The organism is Enterobacter sp. 120016, assembly GCF_018383635.1.
Taxonomy (GTDB): Bacteria; Pseudomonadota; Gammaproteobacteria; order Enterobacterales; family Enterobacteriaceae; genus Enterobacter; species Enterobacter asburiae_D.
Window position 1 is genome coordinate 12,853 of record NZ_JAHAWC010000009.1, and the last position, 16,724, is coordinate 29,576.

Annotated in this window: 10 protein-coding genes; 7 read left to right on the plus strand and 3 right to left on the minus strand. The window is 57.2% G+C overall.

Annotated elements, in window-relative coordinates; translation table 11 throughout:
* Positions 1-6: 6 nt before the first annotated feature.
* The 5 genes from bcsZ (at position 7) to KIF87_RS14205 (ending at position 9,870) form a co-directional block, all read left to right on the plus strand.
* On the plus strand, positions 7-1,113 hold the full coding sequence (gene bcsZ, locus KIF87_RS14185) for a cellulose synthase complex periplasmic endoglucanase BcsZ (RefSeq protein ID WP_213329138.1): 1,107 nt from the start codon (positions 7-9) through the stop codon (positions 1,111-1,113).
* Entirely contained in the window at positions 1,095-4,577 is a 3,483-nt protein-coding gene (gene bcsC, locus KIF87_RS14190) for a cellulose synthase complex outer membrane protein BcsC (protein ID WP_213329068.1), read from the plus strand. Before bcsZ ends, bcsC begins: the two co-directional genes overlap by 19 nt.
* Before the next feature lie 119 nt (positions 4,578-4,696).
* Complete coding sequence (hmsP, locus tag KIF87_RS14195) at positions 4,697-6,703, plus strand: biofilm formation regulator HmsP (RefSeq protein ID WP_213329069.1); 2,007 nt, start codon at positions 4,697-4,699, stop codon at positions 6,701-6,703.
* Positions 6,704-6,862: 159 nt separating this feature from the next.
* On the plus strand, positions 6,863-8,149 hold the full coding sequence (locus tag KIF87_RS14200) for a dicarboxylate/amino acid:cation symporter (RefSeq protein WP_023333768.1): 1,287 nt from the start codon (positions 6,863-6,865) through the stop codon (positions 8,147-8,149).
* A gap of 227 nt (positions 8,150-8,376) precedes the next feature.
* Positions 8,377-9,870, plus strand: a complete 1,494-nt coding sequence (locus KIF87_RS14205) for a M16 family metallopeptidase (RefSeq protein WP_213329070.1) — start codon at positions 8,377-8,379, stop codon at positions 9,868-9,870.
* A 63-nt stretch (positions 9,871-9,933) separates the two neighbouring features.
* Here the strand turns inward: KIF87_RS14205 and kdgK are convergent, their stop codons facing one another.
* Complete coding sequence (gene kdgK / locus KIF87_RS14210) at positions 9,934-10,863, minus strand: 2-dehydro-3-deoxygluconokinase (RefSeq protein ID WP_213329071.1); 930 nt, start codon at positions 10,861-10,863, stop codon at positions 9,934-9,936.
* Positions 10,864-11,092: 229 nt separating this feature from the next.
* Between kdgK and pdeH the strand changes: the two genes are divergently transcribed.
* Complete coding sequence (gene pdeH, locus KIF87_RS14215) at positions 11,093-11,866, plus strand: cyclic-guanylate-specific phosphodiesterase (protein WP_121426179.1); 774 nt, start codon at positions 11,093-11,095, stop codon at positions 11,864-11,866.
* A gap of 65 nt (positions 11,867-11,931) precedes the next feature.
* Positions 11,932-13,974: an AsmA family protein gene (locus KIF87_RS14220; protein ID WP_213329072.1), complete on the plus strand. Its 2,043-nt coding sequence runs from the start codon at positions 11,932-11,934 to the stop codon at positions 13,972-13,974.
* A 105-nt stretch (positions 13,975-14,079) separates the two neighbouring features.
* Here the strand turns inward: KIF87_RS14220 and KIF87_RS14225 are convergent, their stop codons facing one another.
* Both KIF87_RS14225 and yhjD read right to left on the minus strand, forming a co-directional pair.
* Entirely contained in the window at positions 14,080-15,402 is a 1,323-nt protein-coding gene (locus KIF87_RS14225) for an MFS transporter (RefSeq protein WP_023333763.1), read from the minus strand.
* A 260-nt stretch (positions 15,403-15,662) separates the two neighbouring features.
* A complete protein-coding gene (yhjD, locus tag KIF87_RS14230) occupies positions 15,663-16,688 on the minus strand; it encodes an inner membrane protein YhjD (protein ID WP_213329073.1) in 1,026 nt (341 codons plus the stop codon).
* Between the last annotated feature and the right edge of the window lie 36 nt (positions 16,689-16,724).

Below are 16,724 nucleotides of genomic sequence, written 5' to 3' on the forward strand. Positions count from 1 at the left end.
GATGTGATGAAAGCCTTTCGCTGGTGTGCATTTGCAGCGTTGATGCTGGCGGCGCTTCCTCTTCGCGCCGCCTGTACCTGGCCTGCCTGGGAGCAGTTTAAAAAGGATTACATCAGCGAGGGCGGGCGTGTCGTTGATCCCAGCGACACGCGCAAAATTACGACGTCGGAAGGGCAAAGCTACGCCTTGTTCTTTGCCCTGGCGGCGAACGATCGCAACGCGTTTGACCAGCTGCTGACCTGGACGCGCGATAATCTTGCCAGCGGCAATCTCAACGACCACCTGCCTGCCTGGCTATGGGGTCAGAAAGATAAAGAGACGTGGGCGGTGATTGATACTAACTCCGCCTCTGACGCCGATGTCTGGATCGCCTGGTCACTGCTCGAAGCGGGTCGGTTGTGGAAACATCCGGACTATACCCGCACGGGCAAGGCGCTGCTGAAACGCATTGCCAGCGAGGAAGTGGTGAAAGTGCCGGGGCTCGGCGCAATGCTGCTTCCCGGTAAAGTCGGTTTTGCCGATGAACACGTCTGGCGCTTTAACCCCAGCTATCTTCCTCCGCAGTTAGCGAGTTATTTCACGCGTTTGGGTACCCCGTGGACCCAGCTTCGTGAAACCAATTTGCGTCTGCTGCTGGAGAGCGCGCCGAAAGGTTTTTCGCCGGACTGGGTGCAGTATCAGAAAAACAGAGGCTGGCGGTTACAGCAGGATAAATCGCTTGTGGGCGGTTACGACGCCATCCGCGTTTATCTCTGGGTTGGAATGATGAGTGATAAAGATCCTCAGAAAGCCCGGCTGCTGACGCGCTTCCAGCCGATGGCGGCAAAGACAATGAAACGGGGTGTGCCGCCGGAGAAAGTGGATGTGGCGACCGGTAAACGCACCGGGAATGGCCCGGTCGGGTTTTCTGCCGCCATGCTGCCGTTTTTACAACAACGTGATGCCCAGGCGGTTCAGCGCCAGCGCGTTGCGGACCATTTTCCCGATAACAATGCCTATTACAGCTACGTGCTGACTCTCTTTGGGCAAGGATGGGATCAGCATCGTTTTCGCTTCACCGCAAAAGGTGAATTAATACCGGATTGGGGCCAGGAATGCGCAAGTTCACAGTAAATCTACTCACTTTATCGCTTGGCCTGGCGCTTATGCCGTGGGCCCAGGCCGCCAACTCACCGCAGCAGAAACAGCTGCTGGAGCAGGTTCGGCTGGGCGAATCGACACAGCGTGAGGATTTGGTTCGTCAGTCGCTCTATCGTCTTGAGCTGATTGACCCGAACAACCCTGACGTCATTGCCGCACGCTTTCGCTACCTGCTGCGCCAGGGCGATAACGCTGGCGCACAAAAAGAACTGGATCGTCTGAAAGGGATCGCGCCGGGCTCAAGTGCATACCAGTCATCTCGCAACACGATGCTGCTTTCCACGCCGGATGGCCGCCAGCAGCTCCAGCAGGCGCGACTGCTCGCCACCACGGGACACACCCAGGAGGCGATTGCCGCCTACGACAAGCTGTTTGACGGCAACCCGCCGGGGGGCGACGTGGCGACGGAATACTGGAACGTCGTGGCGAAAGACCCCGCTCGCCGGAATGCAGCCATTAACCAGCTCAAGAAAATAAATACCAGCAGCCCCGGAAATACACAGCTGCAGGCGACGCTGTCCCAGCTTTTGTTCCAGAGCGGACGCCGTGACGAAGGCTTTGCGGTGTTGCAGGAGATGGCCAAATCTACCAATGGCCGTAGCCAGGCATCTGATATGTGGTATGACCAAATCAAAGGCCAGCCTGCCAGCAGCGCCAGCGTCAGTGCGCTGCAAAAATACCTGAGCGTATTCAGCGACGGTGATAGCGTCGCGGCGGCGCGTGCCCAGCTTGAAGCGCAGCAAAAACAGCTCGCTGACCCGGCGTTCCGCGCGAAAGCGGAAGGGCTGGCGGCGGTGGATGCCGGGCAGGGAAGTAAGGCGGTGGCTGAGCTGCAAAAAGCCGTCAGCGCCAACCATGCCGACAGTGAAGCGGTGGGCGCCCTCGGCCAGGCCTATTCCCAGAAAGGCGACCGCGCACGCGCGGTGGCGCAGTTTGAAAAGGCGATTGCCCTCGATCCCCAGAGCGATAACCGGGGTAAATGGGACAGTTTGCTCAAGGTTAACCGTTACTGGCTGCTGATCCAGCAGGGCGATGCGGCGCTGAAGGCGAATAACCCGGCGCAGGCGGAGCGTTACTATCAGCAGGCTCGCGGTATCGACAATACCGACAGTTATGCCGTGCTGGGGCTGGGCGATGCCGCCGCGGCGCGTAAAGATAACGACGCGGCGGAACGTTATTATCGCCAGGCGCTGCGTATGGACAGCGGCAACAGCAATGCGGTCCGCGGCCTGGCCAATATCTACCGCGCGCAGTCCCCGGAGAAGGCCTCGCAGTTTATCCAGTCTCTCTCCGCCAGCCAGCGCCGGAGCATTGATGATATTGAACGCAGTCTGACCAACGAGCAGCTCTCCGCCCAGGCAGAACAGCTGGAGAATCAGGGGAAATACGCTCAGGCGGCAGAGATTCAGCGTCGTCGTCTGGCGCTCTCTCCGGGCGACGTGTGGATAACCTATCGTCTCTCGCGCGATCTCTACAGCGCTGGTCAGCGCAGCCAGGCGGATACCCTGATGCGTCAGCTTGCCAGCCAGAAACCGTCCGACCCGGATCAGGTATACGCCAGCGGGCTCTATCTTTCCGGAAACGATCAGGACCGCGCCGCGCTGGCGCATCTGGACACGCTGCCGCGCAGCCAGTGGAACGGCAATATTCAGGAGCTTGCCGACCGTCTGCAAAGCAACCAGGTGCTGGAAAACGCCAACCGTCTGCGCGACAGCGGCAAAGAGCAGGAGGCGGAAAACCTTCTGCGCCAGCAGCCAACCTCCACCCGCATCGACCTGACGCTGGCGGACTGGGCGCAGCAGCGTGGCGATCTGGCGTCGGCGAAAACGGCGTACAACGGCGTTCTGCAGCGTGAGCCGCAGAACGAAGACGCGATCCTCGGCCTGACCGAGATTTATAGTGCGCAGGGTAACAAAGATGCCGCGCGTGCAGAGCTGGCGAAACTGCCCGCCGCGCAAAACGGCCAGCCGCAGTCGCTCAACATGCAGCGCCGGATCGCGATGGCGCAGGCAGGCCTGGGCGATTCCGCTGCCGCAGAACAGACCTTCAATAAAATCATTCCGCAGGCTAAATCGCAGCCCGGCTCCATGGAAAACGCGCTGGTGTTACGTGATGCCGCGCGTTTCCAGGCGCAAAACGGGCAGCCTCAGCAGGCGCTGGAAACCTATAAAGATGCGATGGTGTCTTCCGGCGTCACGACGACCCGTCCGGCCGATAACGACAGTTTCACCCGTCTGACGCGTAACGATGAAAAGGACGACTGGCTGAAGCGCGGCGTGCGCAGTGATGCCGGTGACTTGTACCGTCAGCAGGATGTTAATGTCACGCTGCAGCACGACTACTGGGGCTCCAGCGGCACGGGCGGCTATTCCGACCTGAAAGCGCATACCACCATGCTGCAGGTGGATGCCCCGCTCTCTGACGGACGCATGTTCTTCAGAAGCGATCTGGTCAATATGGATGCCGGTTCGTTTGCGACGAAAGACGGGAAGTACGATCCGAACTGGGGTACCTGTTCTGCAACGCCGTGTAGCGGCAATACCCATCAGTCCGACAATGGCGCAAGCGTTGCCGTCGGCTGGCAGAATAAAACCTGGGCGATGGATATTGGCACCACGCCAATGGGCTTTGACGTCGTCGACGTGGTGGGTGGCATCAGCTACAGCAGCGACCTGGGGCCTGTCGGCTATACCGTTAACGCCCATCGCCGCCCAATCTCCAGCTCTCTGCTGGCCTTTGCCGGACAAAAAGATACCAACACCGGCACCACCTGGGGCGGCGTACGTGCCACCGGTGGCGGCGTAAGCGTGAGCTATGACAAAGGAGAAGCGAACGGCGTCTGGTCCAGCCTGAACGCGGAAACGCTGACGGGTAAAAATGTGGAAGATAACTGGCGCGTCCGCTGGATGACGGGTTACTACTACAAGCTCATTAATAAAAACAATGAGCGCCTGACGGTCGGCGTCTCCAATATGCTCTGGCACTACGACAAAGACCTGAGCGGCTATACCCTGGGTCAGGGCGGCTACTACAGCCCGCAGGAGTATGTCTCCTTCGCACTGCCGGTGACCTGGCGTAAACGCACGGAGAACTGGTCCTGGGAGCTGGGTGGCTCGGTGTCCTGGTCTCACTCCAAAACCAAAGACGAGCTGCGCTACCCGATTCAGAATCTGATCCCGACCGATGAGCCAGACCGCTATACCGACCGGGGCGCGATGGAAACCGGCAGCAGCTCCTCAGGCACGGGTTATACCGCGCGGGCCATTATCGAACGCCGCGTCACGTCCAACTGGTTTGTGGGCATGGGCGTGGATATCCAGCAAGCGAAAGACTATACCCCAAGCCATGCGCTCATTTATGTGCGTTACTCTGCTGCAGGCTGGCAGGGCGATATGGACTTACCGCCGCAGCCGCTCATCCCGTACGCGGACTGGTAATCGGATTTTCCTTAATCCATTTGTAAGTCTCTCTTAATAGCGCGGCAATCGGGTATACTCAGGCGCGCCAGGTTTACACCCTGGCGCGCCCTGCGCTTCGAGTTTTGTGGAGAGTCATTTTGCGTGTCAGCCGTTCCTTAACAATCAAACAGATGGCGATGGTCTCTGCCGTCACCATGCTGTTTGTACTGCTCTTCTGCGTAATTTTGCTGTTTCATTCCGTACAGCAGAATCGCTATAACACGGCTTCGCAGTTAGAAAGTATCGCCCGCTCGGTGCGCGGCCCGCTTTCTGCTTCTATCCTGAAAGGGGATATTCCCGAAGCGGAAACCATTTTAAAACGCATTCAGCCTGCCGGCGTCGTTAGCCGCGCCGACGTCGTCTTGCCCAACCAGTTTCAGGCGCTGCGGATGAGCTTTATTCCGGAGCGTCCCGTCCCGATGATGGTGATGCGCCTGTTTGAACTGCCGGTGCAAATTTCGCTGCCCGTTTATTCACTCGAACGCCCTGCGAATCCGCAGCCGCTGGCCTACCTGGTTTTACAGGCGGACTCCTACCGCATGTATAAATTCGTCATGAGCTGGGTGGTTACGTTAGTGACCACTTGCTTACTTATGACGCTGATCCTCAGCGTGGCGCTCACCTGGTGCATTAACCGACTGATCGTTCATCCGCTGCGCCGCATCGCCCACGAGCTGAATACGCTTGCGCCGCAGGATCAGATGGGGCATCAGCTTGCGCTGCCGCGTCTGCATCATGACGATGAGATAGGTATGCTGGTGCGCAGCTACAACCTCAACCAGCAGCGCATCCAGCGTCAGCAGGATGAGCTAAACAGCAGCGCCACGCGCTTCCCGGTGTCGGAGCTTCCCAATAAAGCCTTCCTGATGGCGATGCTGGAGCAGACCGTTGCCCGTCAGCAAACCACGGCGCTGATGGCAATCGCCTGTGAAACCCTGCAGGACACGGCTGGCGTGCTTCAGGAGAGCCAGCGCGAAATGCTGCTGCTGACCCTGGTGGAAAAAGTGAAGTCTGTCCTTGCCCCGCGCATGGTGCTGACCCAGGTCAGCGGTTACGATCTGGTGGTGATTGCCAATGGCGTAAAAGAGCCCTGGCATGCGATCACATTAGGTCAGCAAGTACTCACTGTCATTAATGAGCGGTTGCCCATTCAGGGTATCCAGCTTCGCCCGAGCGCCAGCATCGGTATCGCCATGTACTATGGTGATTTAACGGCGGAACAGCTTTATCGTCGCGCGTTCTCGGCGGCGTTTACCGCTCGGCGCAAAGGGAAAAACCAGATCCAGTTCTTCGACCCGGAGCAGATGGAAAAGGCGCAGCAGCGCCTGACGGAAGAAAGCGACATCCTGACCGCGCTGGATAACCGCCAGTTTGCCCTCTGGCTGCAGCCGCAGGTGAATTTGCTGACGGGAGAAGTGAAAAGCGCCGAGGCGCTGCTGCGCGTGCAGCAGCCGGATGGTTCATGGGAGCTGCCGGAAGGGCTGATTGAGCGCATTGAGTCCTGCGGCCTGATGGTTACCGTCGGCTACTGGGTGCTGGAGGAGTCCTGCCGTCAGCTTGCGGCCTGGCAGGAGCGCGGCGTGACGCTGCCGCTGTCGGTCAATTTGTCTGCCCTGCAGCTTATGCACCCGACCATGGTTTCAGAGATGCTGGAGCTGATCCATCGTTACCGAATCAAGCCTGATACGTTAACCCTGGAAGTGACTGAGAGCCGACGCATTGACGATCCCAACGAGGCGGTCGCAATCCTGAAGCCGCTGCGTAATGCCGGGATTCGCATTGCGCTGGACGATTTTGGCATGGGATACGCCGGGCTGCGCCAGCTTCAGCACATGAAAACCCTTCCGGTGGACGTGCTCAAAATTGACAAAGCCTTTGTCGACGGTCTGCCGGGCGACAGCAGCATGGTGCAGGCGATTATCCAGATGGCGCGCAGCCTCAACCTCGATCTTATTGCCGAAGGGATTGAAACCGAAGCGCAACGCGCCTGGCTGGCAGAGGCGGGCGTGGAGAGCGGACAGGGCTTCCTTTTTGCCCCTGCTGTTCCTTCGGATGTCTTTGAACAACGATACCTTTCCGGCGCTGACAACCACGCAAAAGTGTAATTTTGTTGCTGGCTTGTGCGAGCCAGCTCAAAGTTCTTAACATTTGTGTTTCAAATTTGAACTGAGTTTATTTCTGTCCTGTTATGTGGGTGTTATTTTAAAGCCGCAGGTTAACCATAACCTTACAAAACCTGTGGTTTTTCTTCCCAAGGACACCTTATGAAAACCTCACTCTTCAAAAGTCTTTATTTCCAGGTCCTGACAGCCATCGCCATCGGTATTCTGCTGGGTCACTATTACCCTGAACTGGGCGCGCAAATGAAACCGCTTGGCGACGCGTTCGTTAAGCTCATCAAAATGGTCATCGCTCCGGTGATCTTCTGTACCGTCGTGACGGGTATCGCTGGCATGGAAAGCATGAAGGCGGTAGGTCGTACCGGTGCAGTGGCGCTTCTCTATTTTGAAGTGGTCAGTACCCTTGCGCTGATTATTGGTCTGATCATCGTCAACGTGGTGCAGCCTGGCGCGGGGATGAACGTCGACCCGTCAACGCTGGATGCCAAAGCGGTCGCGGTGTATGCCGAGCAGGCGAAGGATCAGGGCGTGGTGGCCTTCCTGCTGGACGTGATTCCGGGCAGCGTCATTGGCGCGTTCGCCAGCGGAAACATCCTGCAGGTTCTGCTGTTCGCCGTGTTGTTTGGCTTTGCCCTGCACCGTCTGGGTAGCAAAGGCCAGCTTATCTTTAACGTGATCGAAAGCTTCTCGCAGGTCATCTTCGGCATCATCAATATGATCATGCGCCTGGCGCCGATCGGTGCTTTCGGTGCGATGGCCTTCACCATCGGTAAGTATGGCGTCGGTACGCTGGTGCAGCTGGGTCAGCTGATTATCTGCTTCTATATCACCTGTATCCTTTTCGTGGTCGTGGTGCTGGGGTCCATCGCCCGCGCGACAGGTTTCAACATCTTCAAATTCATCCGTTACATCCGCGAAGAGCTGCTGATTGTTCTGGGGACCTCCTCTTCAGAATCGGCGCTGCCGCGCATGCTCGACAAGATGGAAAAGCTGGGATGCCGTAAATCGGTGGTCGGGCTGGTGATCCCGACGGGCTACTCCTTCAACCTGGACGGCACCTCGATATACCTGACGATGGCGGCCGTGTTTATCGCTCAGGCGACCAACAGCCATATGGATATTTTCCATCAGATTACCCTGCTGGTGGTGCTCCTGCTCTCCTCTAAAGGGGCAGCAGGCGTGACGGGCAGCGGCTTTATCGTGCTGGCTGCCACTATTTCCGCCGTGGGTCACCTGCCGGTGGCGGGTCTGGCGTTGATTCTGGGTATTGACCGCTTCATGTCAGAGGCGCGTGCGTTAACCAACCTGGTGGGTAACGGCGTGGCAACGGTGGTGGTGGCGAAATGGGTGAAAGAGCTGGATCACAAAAAGCTCGACGATACTCTGAATAACCGTTCAACTGACAGCAAAAATCCTGGCTTATCCTCTTAATCTTGTCACAAATGCCCGTATTCCCTTGTCGGGATGCGGGCTCCTGCGCATAATAACTGTTCGTACCTGTCATAATTCGACAAGATTTTTTTTGGGTATATTTCACTTCGGACCGTGACGTTTTGCCGAACGCGCGGTCTAATCGACGTGTTTTCATCGTCATCTTTAAGAGTGAAGCGCGTCGCGAAACACTCTTTTTTAACCAGGAATGTTGATCAGGGGTTCACATGCAGGGCACAAAAATTCGACTCTTAACCGGCGGTTTGCTGATGATGGCAGCAGCCAGTTATGTGCAGGCAGATGCGCTCCAGCCAGACCCGGCCTGGCAACAAGGGACATTAGCGAACGGTTTTCAGTGGCAGGTGTTAGCCACTCCGCAACGTCCCAGCGATCGTATTGAAATCCGTCTGTCTATTAATACCGGTTCCCTCTCGGAAAGCACTCAGCAAACCGGTTTTAGCCATTTCATTCCCCGGCTGGCGCTCACGCAGAGCGGCAGCCTGCAAGCGGTTCAGGTGCGTTCGCTTTGGCAGCAGGCCATCGATCCGAAACGCCCGCTCCCCCCGGCCGTTCTCTCGTATGACTACACCATGTTTAACCTGAGCCTGCCAAACAACCGTAATGACCTGCTTAAAGAAGCGCTTACGTATCTCTCCGATGCCTCTGGCAATCTGGCGATTACGCCGGACACCGTCAACTATGCGCTGAGCAACAGCGACATGGTGGCGACCTGGCCTGGGGATACCAAAGAGGGCTGGTGGCGTTACCGCCTGAAGGGCTCAACGTTACTGGGACACGATCCGGCCGAACCGCTGAAACAGCCGGTGGACGCCGAACAGGTTAAATCGTTCTACCAGAAGTGGTACACCCCGGACGCGATGACGCTGATCGTGGTGGGTAACGTGGACAGCCGCGCGGTGGTGGAGCAGATCAACAAAGCGTTTGGTGATTTGAAAGGCAAGCGTGAAACGCCAGCCCCTGTTCCGACGCTTTCTCCGCTGCGTGCAGAGCCTGTCAGCATTATGACGGATGCCGTGCGTCAGGATCGCCTCTCCATCATGTGGGATAACGCCTGGCAGCCAATCCGCGAGTCCGCGGCGATGTTGCGCTACTGGCGTGCCGATCTGGCGCGTGAAGCGCTGTTCTGGCACGTTCAGCAGACGCTGAGCAAGAACAACGTGAAGAATATTGGTCTTGGCTTTGACTGCCGCGTGCTGTTCCAGCGTGCGCAATGCGCCATCAACGTTGAATCGCCGGGCGATAAGCTGAATGCCAATCTGGGTGTGGTCGCAAAAGAGCTGGCAAAAGTGCGTAAAGAGGGGCTTTCCGAAGAGGAATTCAACGCGCTCGTGGCGCAGAAAAAACTCGAGCTGCAGAAGCTGTTTGCGACCTACGCTCGCGCCGATACCGACATTCTGATCAGCCAGCGTATTCGCTCTTTGCAGAATCAGGTGGTCGACATTGCGCCGGAACAGTACCAGAAGCTTCGTCAGGACTTCCTGAACGGTCTGACCGTCGACATGCTCAATCAGGACCTCCGTCAGCAGCTGTCGCAGGAGATGGCGTTGATACTCCTGCAGCCGAAGGGCGAGCCGGAATATGACATGAAGGAACTGCAGAAGACCTGGGATTCCATTATGGCTACCGCGCCGCAGCCGGCGCAGGCCGCCACGGCTGATGATTTACATCCGGACGCGACGGATATTCCGCAGGGGCAGTAATGCCTGAACATTCCCTCTCCCTGTGGGAGAGGGTTAGGGTGAGGGCATCAGCCCGCACCCTACTTAAACAGGCATCGCCTCACGCGGAATAATCGCCCCGCGATACTGAATCACCGTGCTGGCCGTCAGGTGCCCACGCTGTGCCGCCGCTTCCGGCGTTCCACCCGTCAGACGTATCGCCAGATAGCCCGCGCTGAATGAATCGCCTGCCGCCGTGGTATCAATCACTTTCTCTTTGGCAAGCTTCACCGCCGGAACGTCAACCAGCGATTCACCCGCCACCGCGACCAGGCACGACTCTGCACCGCGCTTAATCACCACTTCGCTCACGCCTGCCGCCTGCGTGCGTGCAATCACGTCCTCTACAGGTTTCTCACCCCACAGGGCGTCTTCATCGTCGAGCGTCAGGAAGGCGATGTCGGTGCACTGCAGCATCTGTTGATAGACCTGCTGCGTCTCTTCGCGGCTGGCCCACAGGCGCGGGCGGTAGTTGTTATCGAAAATAACCTTCCCGCCGTTTGCACGGCATTCGCGCAGCAGCGAGAGCAGCTTTTCTCGGCTGGCGGGGCTTAAAATCGCCAGGCTAATGCCGCTCAGATAGAGGTAGTCAAATGTCGCCAGCTCTTCGCAGATGGCTGCGGCCGCGTCGCTCTCCAGCCAGAATTTGGCCGCGGCTTCGTTACGCCAGTAATAAAACGTGCGTTCGCCTGTACTGTCGGTTTCGATGTAATAAAGCCCCGGGAGGCGGTTTTCCATGCGCTGAATCAGCGACGTTTCAACATGTTCACTCTGCCAGGCCTCCAGCATTTGCTGGCTGAAGCTGTCCGTACCTAGGGCGGTAACGTAGTTCACGGTAAGCGCGTCAGGCGCGACCTGACGGGCAATATAAACGGACGTGTTTAACGTATCGCCACCAAATCCGCGGCTGACTTCCGCGCCTTTTTGTGACAGCTCAATCATGCATTCGCCAATCACGGCAATTTTTTTGGACATAGTCGTGAACCTGAACAGAAGAATTATCAGCAGTGTGCGCTGAGTGAATTAACCGGTCAACTATATTAAAACAACGTTCCATTATTTTATTTGAGCCAGCGCGTGTTCCCGCGCATTTCTGTCATCTTAATTTCATTTTCCCGGTGAATTGAACATAAAGTTCTCAATTGTCGCGCCGATAATCCTGTGACGAGTCCAGAAAGGCTATCCCAACAACAGGACATCTGAAATGAAGTCAGAGCAGGTTATCCAGCGGCTGAGCACTACGCCTGAGGCAAGTATTGAGAACTTGCAGGAGCATCGCTACTGGCTGCAATGTGAGCGTGCGTACACCTATCAGCCGATCTACCGAACAGATGGTCGACTGATGGCAATTGAGATTTTGACCGTCGTTACGCACCCCTCAAACCCTACTCAGCGCATCGCGCCGGATCGCTATTTTGCCGAAGTTGCCGTTCGCCAGCGCCTGGACGTGCTGGAAGAGCAGCTTCGCATGCTGGCGACGAAGCAGTCCTTTTTCGAACGGCACGATATCCTCGCCTCGGTGAACGTCGATGGCCCAACCCTGCTGGCGCTGCGCCAGAACGCGAAATTGCAGGAGCTGATCGCCACTCTGCCGTGGATGCGTTTTGAGCTGGTGGAGCATGTCCGCCTGCCGCAGGATTCCTCGTTTGCGTCGATATGCGAATACGGCCCGCTGTGGCTGGATGACTTTGGCACCGGGATGGCGAACTTCTCCGCCCTGAGTGAAGTGCGCTACGACTACATTAAAGTGGCCCGCGATCTGTTCATTATGCTGCGTCAGACCCAGGAAGGGCGGAATCTGTTTACGCTGTTATTACAGCTGATGAACCGCTATTGCCAGGGCGTGATTGTTGAAGGTGTGGAAACACTGGAAGAGTGGCGTGATGTGCAAAACTCTCCCGCAGCGGCGGCGCAAGGCTATTATCTCTCTCGCCCGGTACCCATGGATCGCCTCGATAGCGTTATAACGACCCTCTGATAAGCCCGCTTCCCTTTGTCTGGACTATAGTTTTACAGAACAGGTCATCAGGAAAGGGGATAAAAATGACGAGAACAACCAGGGTAATCTCCTGGACAGCAGGGATTTTCTTGTTGTTGATCGTGGTCGTCGCCATCATTATTGCGACGTTTGACTGGAACCGTCTCAAGCCGACCATCAACCAGAAAGTCTCAACCGAACTGAACCGCCCCTTCGCCATACGCGGTGATTTAGGGGTGGTGTGGGAGCGTCAGAAAGAGGAGCCAGGCTGGCGAAGCTGGATCCCCTGGCCACACGTCCATGCCGACGACATCATCCTCGGCAACCCGCCGGATATCCCGGACGTCACAATGATCCACCTGCCGCGCGTTGAAGCCACGCTGGCTCCGCTGGCGCTCCTCACCAAAACGGTCTATCTGCCGTGGATCAAACTTCAGCAGCCCGATGCGCGCCTGATCCGACTCTCAGAAAAAAATAACAACTGGACGTTTAACCTTGCCAGCGACAGCGAAAAAGATCCGAATGCCCAGCCGTCTTCCTGGTCATTCCGTCTCGACAATATTCTTTTCGATCGCGGACGGATCGCCATCGACGATAAGGTCAGCAAGGCTGATGTGGAGATCCTGGTCGATCCGCTGGGCAAACCGCTGCCGTTTAGCGAGGTCACGGGCACGAAAGCAAAAGGCGACGCGGCAAGCGTAGGTGATTATGTCTTCGGCCTGACGGCAAAAGGGCGCTACAACGATCAGCCTCTCAGCGGTAAAGGGAAAATAGGCGGCATGCTGGCGCTACGGAGCGAAGGCACGCCGTTCCCGGTGCAGGCGGACTTCCGTTCCGGTAACACCCGCGTGGCGTTCGTGGGCACGGTCAACGATCCGATGAATATGGGTGGCGTCGACCTTCAGCTCAAATTTGCCGGTGATTCGCTGGGCGAGCTGTATGAACTGACCGGCGTACTGCTGCCGGATACCCCACCGTTCGAAACGGACGGGCATCTGGTCGCCAAAATCGACACCGAAAAATCGTCCGTTTTTGACTACCGGGATTTCAACGGCCGGATCGGCGACAGCGACATCCACGGCACGCTAACCTACACCACCGGAAAACCGCGCCCGAAACTGGAAGGGGAGGTTGAGTCCCGTCAGCTGCGTCTGGCCGACTTAGGCCCGCTGATAGGTATCGACTCCGGTAAAGGCACGAAGTCAAAAGAGGTGAAGAAAGATCCTCAGCCTGCCGGGAAAGTGCTGCCTCATGAGCGCTTTGAGACGGATAAATGGAACGTGATGGATGCGGATGTGCGCTTCAAAGGCGGAAAAATTGAACATGGCAGCACGCTGCCGATCAGCAATCTTTCGACCCATATCCTCCTTAAAAACGCCGACCTGCGCCTGCAGCCGCTGAAGTTCGGCATGGCGGGCGGGACGATCTCCTCGAACATTCACCTGGAAGGGGATAAGAAGCCGATGCAGGGACGGGCGGAGATCCAGGCGCGTCGATTGAAGCTGAAAGAGTTGATGCCGAACGTAGAATTGATGCAGAAAACCCTCGGTGAAATGAACGGTGATGCCGACATTCGCGGCGTGGGGAACTCTGTGGCGGCGCTGCTCGGCAGCGGCAATGGTAACCTGAAGCTACTGATGAACGACGGGCTGGTGAGCCGCAACCTGATGGAGATCCTGGGGCTGAACGTGGGTAATTTCGTTATCGGGCAGATCTTCGGTGATGATGAGGTGCGGGTGAACTGCGCGGCGGCCAATCTGGATCTGGTTAACGGCGTGGCGCGCCCGCAGATTTTTGCCTTTGACACGGAAAACGCGGTGGTCAACGTGACCGGTACCGCCAGCATGGCCTCGGAGCAGCTTGATTTGACGATTGACCCGGAAAGTAAGGGGATTCGTATCATCACCCTGCGCTCGCCGCTTTACGTGCGTGGGACCTTCAAAAATCCGCAGGCGGGCGTGAAGCCCGGACCGTTGATTGCGCGTGGCGCAGTGGCTGCGGCGCTTGCGACGCTGGTCACCCCAGCCGCAGCGCTGCTGGCATTGATTTCGCCGTCAGAAGGCGAAGCGAATCAGTGCCGGAATATTTTGTCGCAGATGAAGAAGTAAGGTGCGGCCTGTTTCGCCGGGTGGCGCAGCGCTTACCCGGCCTACGGGACTTCCTCCCTCTCCCTGTGGGAGAGGGCCGGGGTGAGGGCATCAGGCCGCAGTGAATTACAGAGCCTGGTGCTTAGTTTCGTGCGTCAGCAGCAGCGCAATCAGCGTCAGCGCCGCCATGGCCGCCAGATAGACGCCCACGTAGAACAGACCGTAGTTCGCCTGCAGCCAGGTAGCGATATACGGCGCAACGGATGCGCCCAGAATTGAGGCAACGTTGTAGGAGAACGACGCGCCCGTATAACGCACTTCCGTCGGGAACAGCTCCGGCAGCAGCGCGCCCATCGGGCCGAAGGTCAGCCCCATCAGGCTCAGGCCAATCAGCAGATAGGCCATCACCAGCGCCGGGCTTCCTGAACCCAGCAGCGGCGGGAAGACGAAAAGGGCAAACAGAATGATCAGCGTGGTGATCACAATCATGCTTGAGCGGCGACCAAACTTATCCGCCAGCAGGCCCGCAATCGGCACCATCACACCGAAGCCGATCACCGCCATCATCAGCATCCACAGCACTTCGTTACGCGGCAGACCCAGCCCCACCGGCGCGGCAGCGGTGCTGTACGTCATGGAGTAGACGGTCATGATGTAGAACAGCGTATAGGTTGCCAGCATGATAAACGTGCCCAGCACGGTCACGCGGACGTGTTTGGTCAGCAGCGTTCCCAGCGGTACTTTTACCTGTTTTTTCGCTGCCGCGACTTTGGCAAAGACCGGCGTTTCGTGCAGGGAGACGCGCACATACAGGCCAATCAGCACCAGTACGGCAGAGAAGACAAACGGAATACGCCAGCCCCAGCTCATGAACTGCTCATCCGTCAGCAGCCAGGAGAGCAGCAGGAACGTCCCGTTGGCAAAGAAGAAGCCAATCGGTGCGCCAAGCTGCGGGAATGAGCCATACAGCGCGCGCTTGCGCGCCGGAGCGTTCTCGGTGGCCAGCAGCGCCGCGCCGCCCCATTCACCGCCCAGGCCCAGACCCTGACCAAAACGCGCCAGCGCCAGCAGGACCGGCGCCAGAATGCCGATGGTTTCATAGGTCGGCAGCAGACCGATGGCTACGGTGGAGATGCCCATCGTCAGCAGCGAGGCCACCAGGGTGACTTTGCGGCCAATGCGATCGCCAAAGTGTCCAAACAGCGCAGAACCAATCGGACGCGCAACAAACGCGATGGCAAAGGTCGCCAGAGACTGCAGCGTGGCCGCCGTCGGATCCCCCTGCGGGAAGAAAATATGCGGGAAGACGATGACCGCGGCGGTGGCATAAATATAAAAGTCGAAGAACTCAATGGCGGTGCCAATCAGCGATGCGACGACAACTTTATTGCGCGAGTTTACCGGAACGTTTTCCGTTCCCGAGTCGAGTGTGGTGGCTGTTGCTTGCATAATATTTTCTTATTTTTGTCGAACGAAAGGTCATATTACGCACAGCAAAAGCGACATTTCAATCTGTAACAAAGCCGCGCGCTGGTGATAAAAGCAACAAAAAGCGGATAATTTTCAGGCCAGCCAAAACACGTCTATGAAATGCTTCACAGATTTTAAATATCAGTCAATTAAACTGGTTTTCGGTTAAATAAAAGTTACGGACTGGATTTATATGCTGAAATGATGAATCGGGCTGAAATTTCAGCCCGAGAGTGGGGTTACCTGTGCGTTTTGCCCGGCATTCGCGGGTCGTCTTTGTACTCGGCGGTGGCAATCCACGCCGCGCAGAACAGGGTTAAACGCGCGAAGAAGTAGAAGAACGCCATCAGCCCCAGCACCGAGCCAAAGGCCGCGCCGGAAGGGGATTTAACCAGTGACGGTAAGGTGTAAGTCATCACGATTTTGATGACTTCAAAGCCGATCGCCGCAATCAATGTGCCGCGGATCAGCGCCTTCTTGCGCGGACGATGGCGGGGCAAGCGCCAGAAGATCCAGAAGAACAGCAGGTAGTTGGCGAAGATGGAAATGGCCAGACCAATGCCGCGCCAGGCGGGCTTCAGCCATTCGATGTAATCAAGGTAAAGCGCGGAGATGATCATCTGCTGCGCCGAGCCCGCCACGGAGGTAATGGAAAGCGTCACGATGAGCGCGATAAGCAGGCCAATCAGCGAAACAAAATCGCGGAGATACTTAACCCAAATTTTCTCCTGGTCCTGCGGCTTACGCTCCCAGACATCGCGCGACTGGGCGCGAATGGCCTCGCGCAGGTTGCCCATCCAGTTAACGCCGGAGTAAAGGGCAATCAGCAAACCGACGATGCCGACGGTGGTACGCTGCTGAACGGCGGTATTGATAGTGCTTTTGAGCGTGCTGGCCAGGGTCGGGTCACTGACGTTATTCAGGATCTTATTGAAGATATCCTGCAGCAGCGTCGGGTGCGACGCGAGCACAAAACCTGCCGCCGCAAACGATACCATCAGGATCGGGATCATCGACAGGAAGGAAAAATAGGTGATGGCGGCACCAAACTGGTTTCCCATACGGTCATTAAAGCGCTCGGTCGCGCGTATCAAATGCGCAACCATGGGAAACTGCTGAATTCTTGCGGCAAGGCCGGTGACGGTCCCCAGCGCTTTGCTGGCGGTGCCTGGCGAGGCGGCCTCTTCAGGTCCGGTTTCCATCTTTTTGACGGGCTCATACTCTAAATGTTGGGTGGGTCGTTGCGGATTGTTTTCCGGCGTCACGCGCATTTTCCTTTTCGTTGAGCTGGATGTGTTTTT

What these genes read in the sequence shown, in the direction of transcription:
- pdeH (WP_121426179.1), top strand. Translation starts at nt 11,093, where the DNA reads ATGAAGTCAGAGCAGGTTATCCAGCGGCTGAGCACTACGCCTGAGGCA.
- bcsC (WP_213329068.1), top strand. Translation starts at nt 1,095, where the DNA reads ATGCGCAAGTTCACAGTAAATCTACTCACTTTATCGCTTGGCCTGGCG.
- kdgK (WP_213329071.1), bottom strand. Translation starts at nt 10,863, where the DNA reads ATGTCCAAAAAAATTGCCGTGATTGGCGAATGCATGATTGAGCTGTCA.
- KIF87_RS14220 (WP_213329072.1), top strand. Translation starts at nt 11,932, where the DNA reads ATGACGAGAACAACCAGGGTAATCTCCTGGACAGCAGGGATTTTCTTG.
- KIF87_RS14225 (WP_023333763.1), bottom strand. Translation starts at nt 15,402, where the DNA reads ATGCAAGCAACAGCCACCACACTCGACTCGGGAACGGAAAACGTTCCG.
- KIF87_RS14205 (WP_213329070.1), top strand. Translation starts at nt 8,377, where the DNA reads ATGCAGGGCACAAAAATTCGACTCTTAACCGGCGGTTTGCTGATGATG.
- bcsZ (WP_213329138.1), top strand. Translation starts at nt 7, where the DNA reads ATGAAAGCCTTTCGCTGGTGTGCATTTGCAGCGTTGATGCTGGCGGCG.
- KIF87_RS14200 (WP_023333768.1), top strand. Translation starts at nt 6,863, where the DNA reads ATGAAAACCTCACTCTTCAAAAGTCTTTATTTCCAGGTCCTGACAGCC.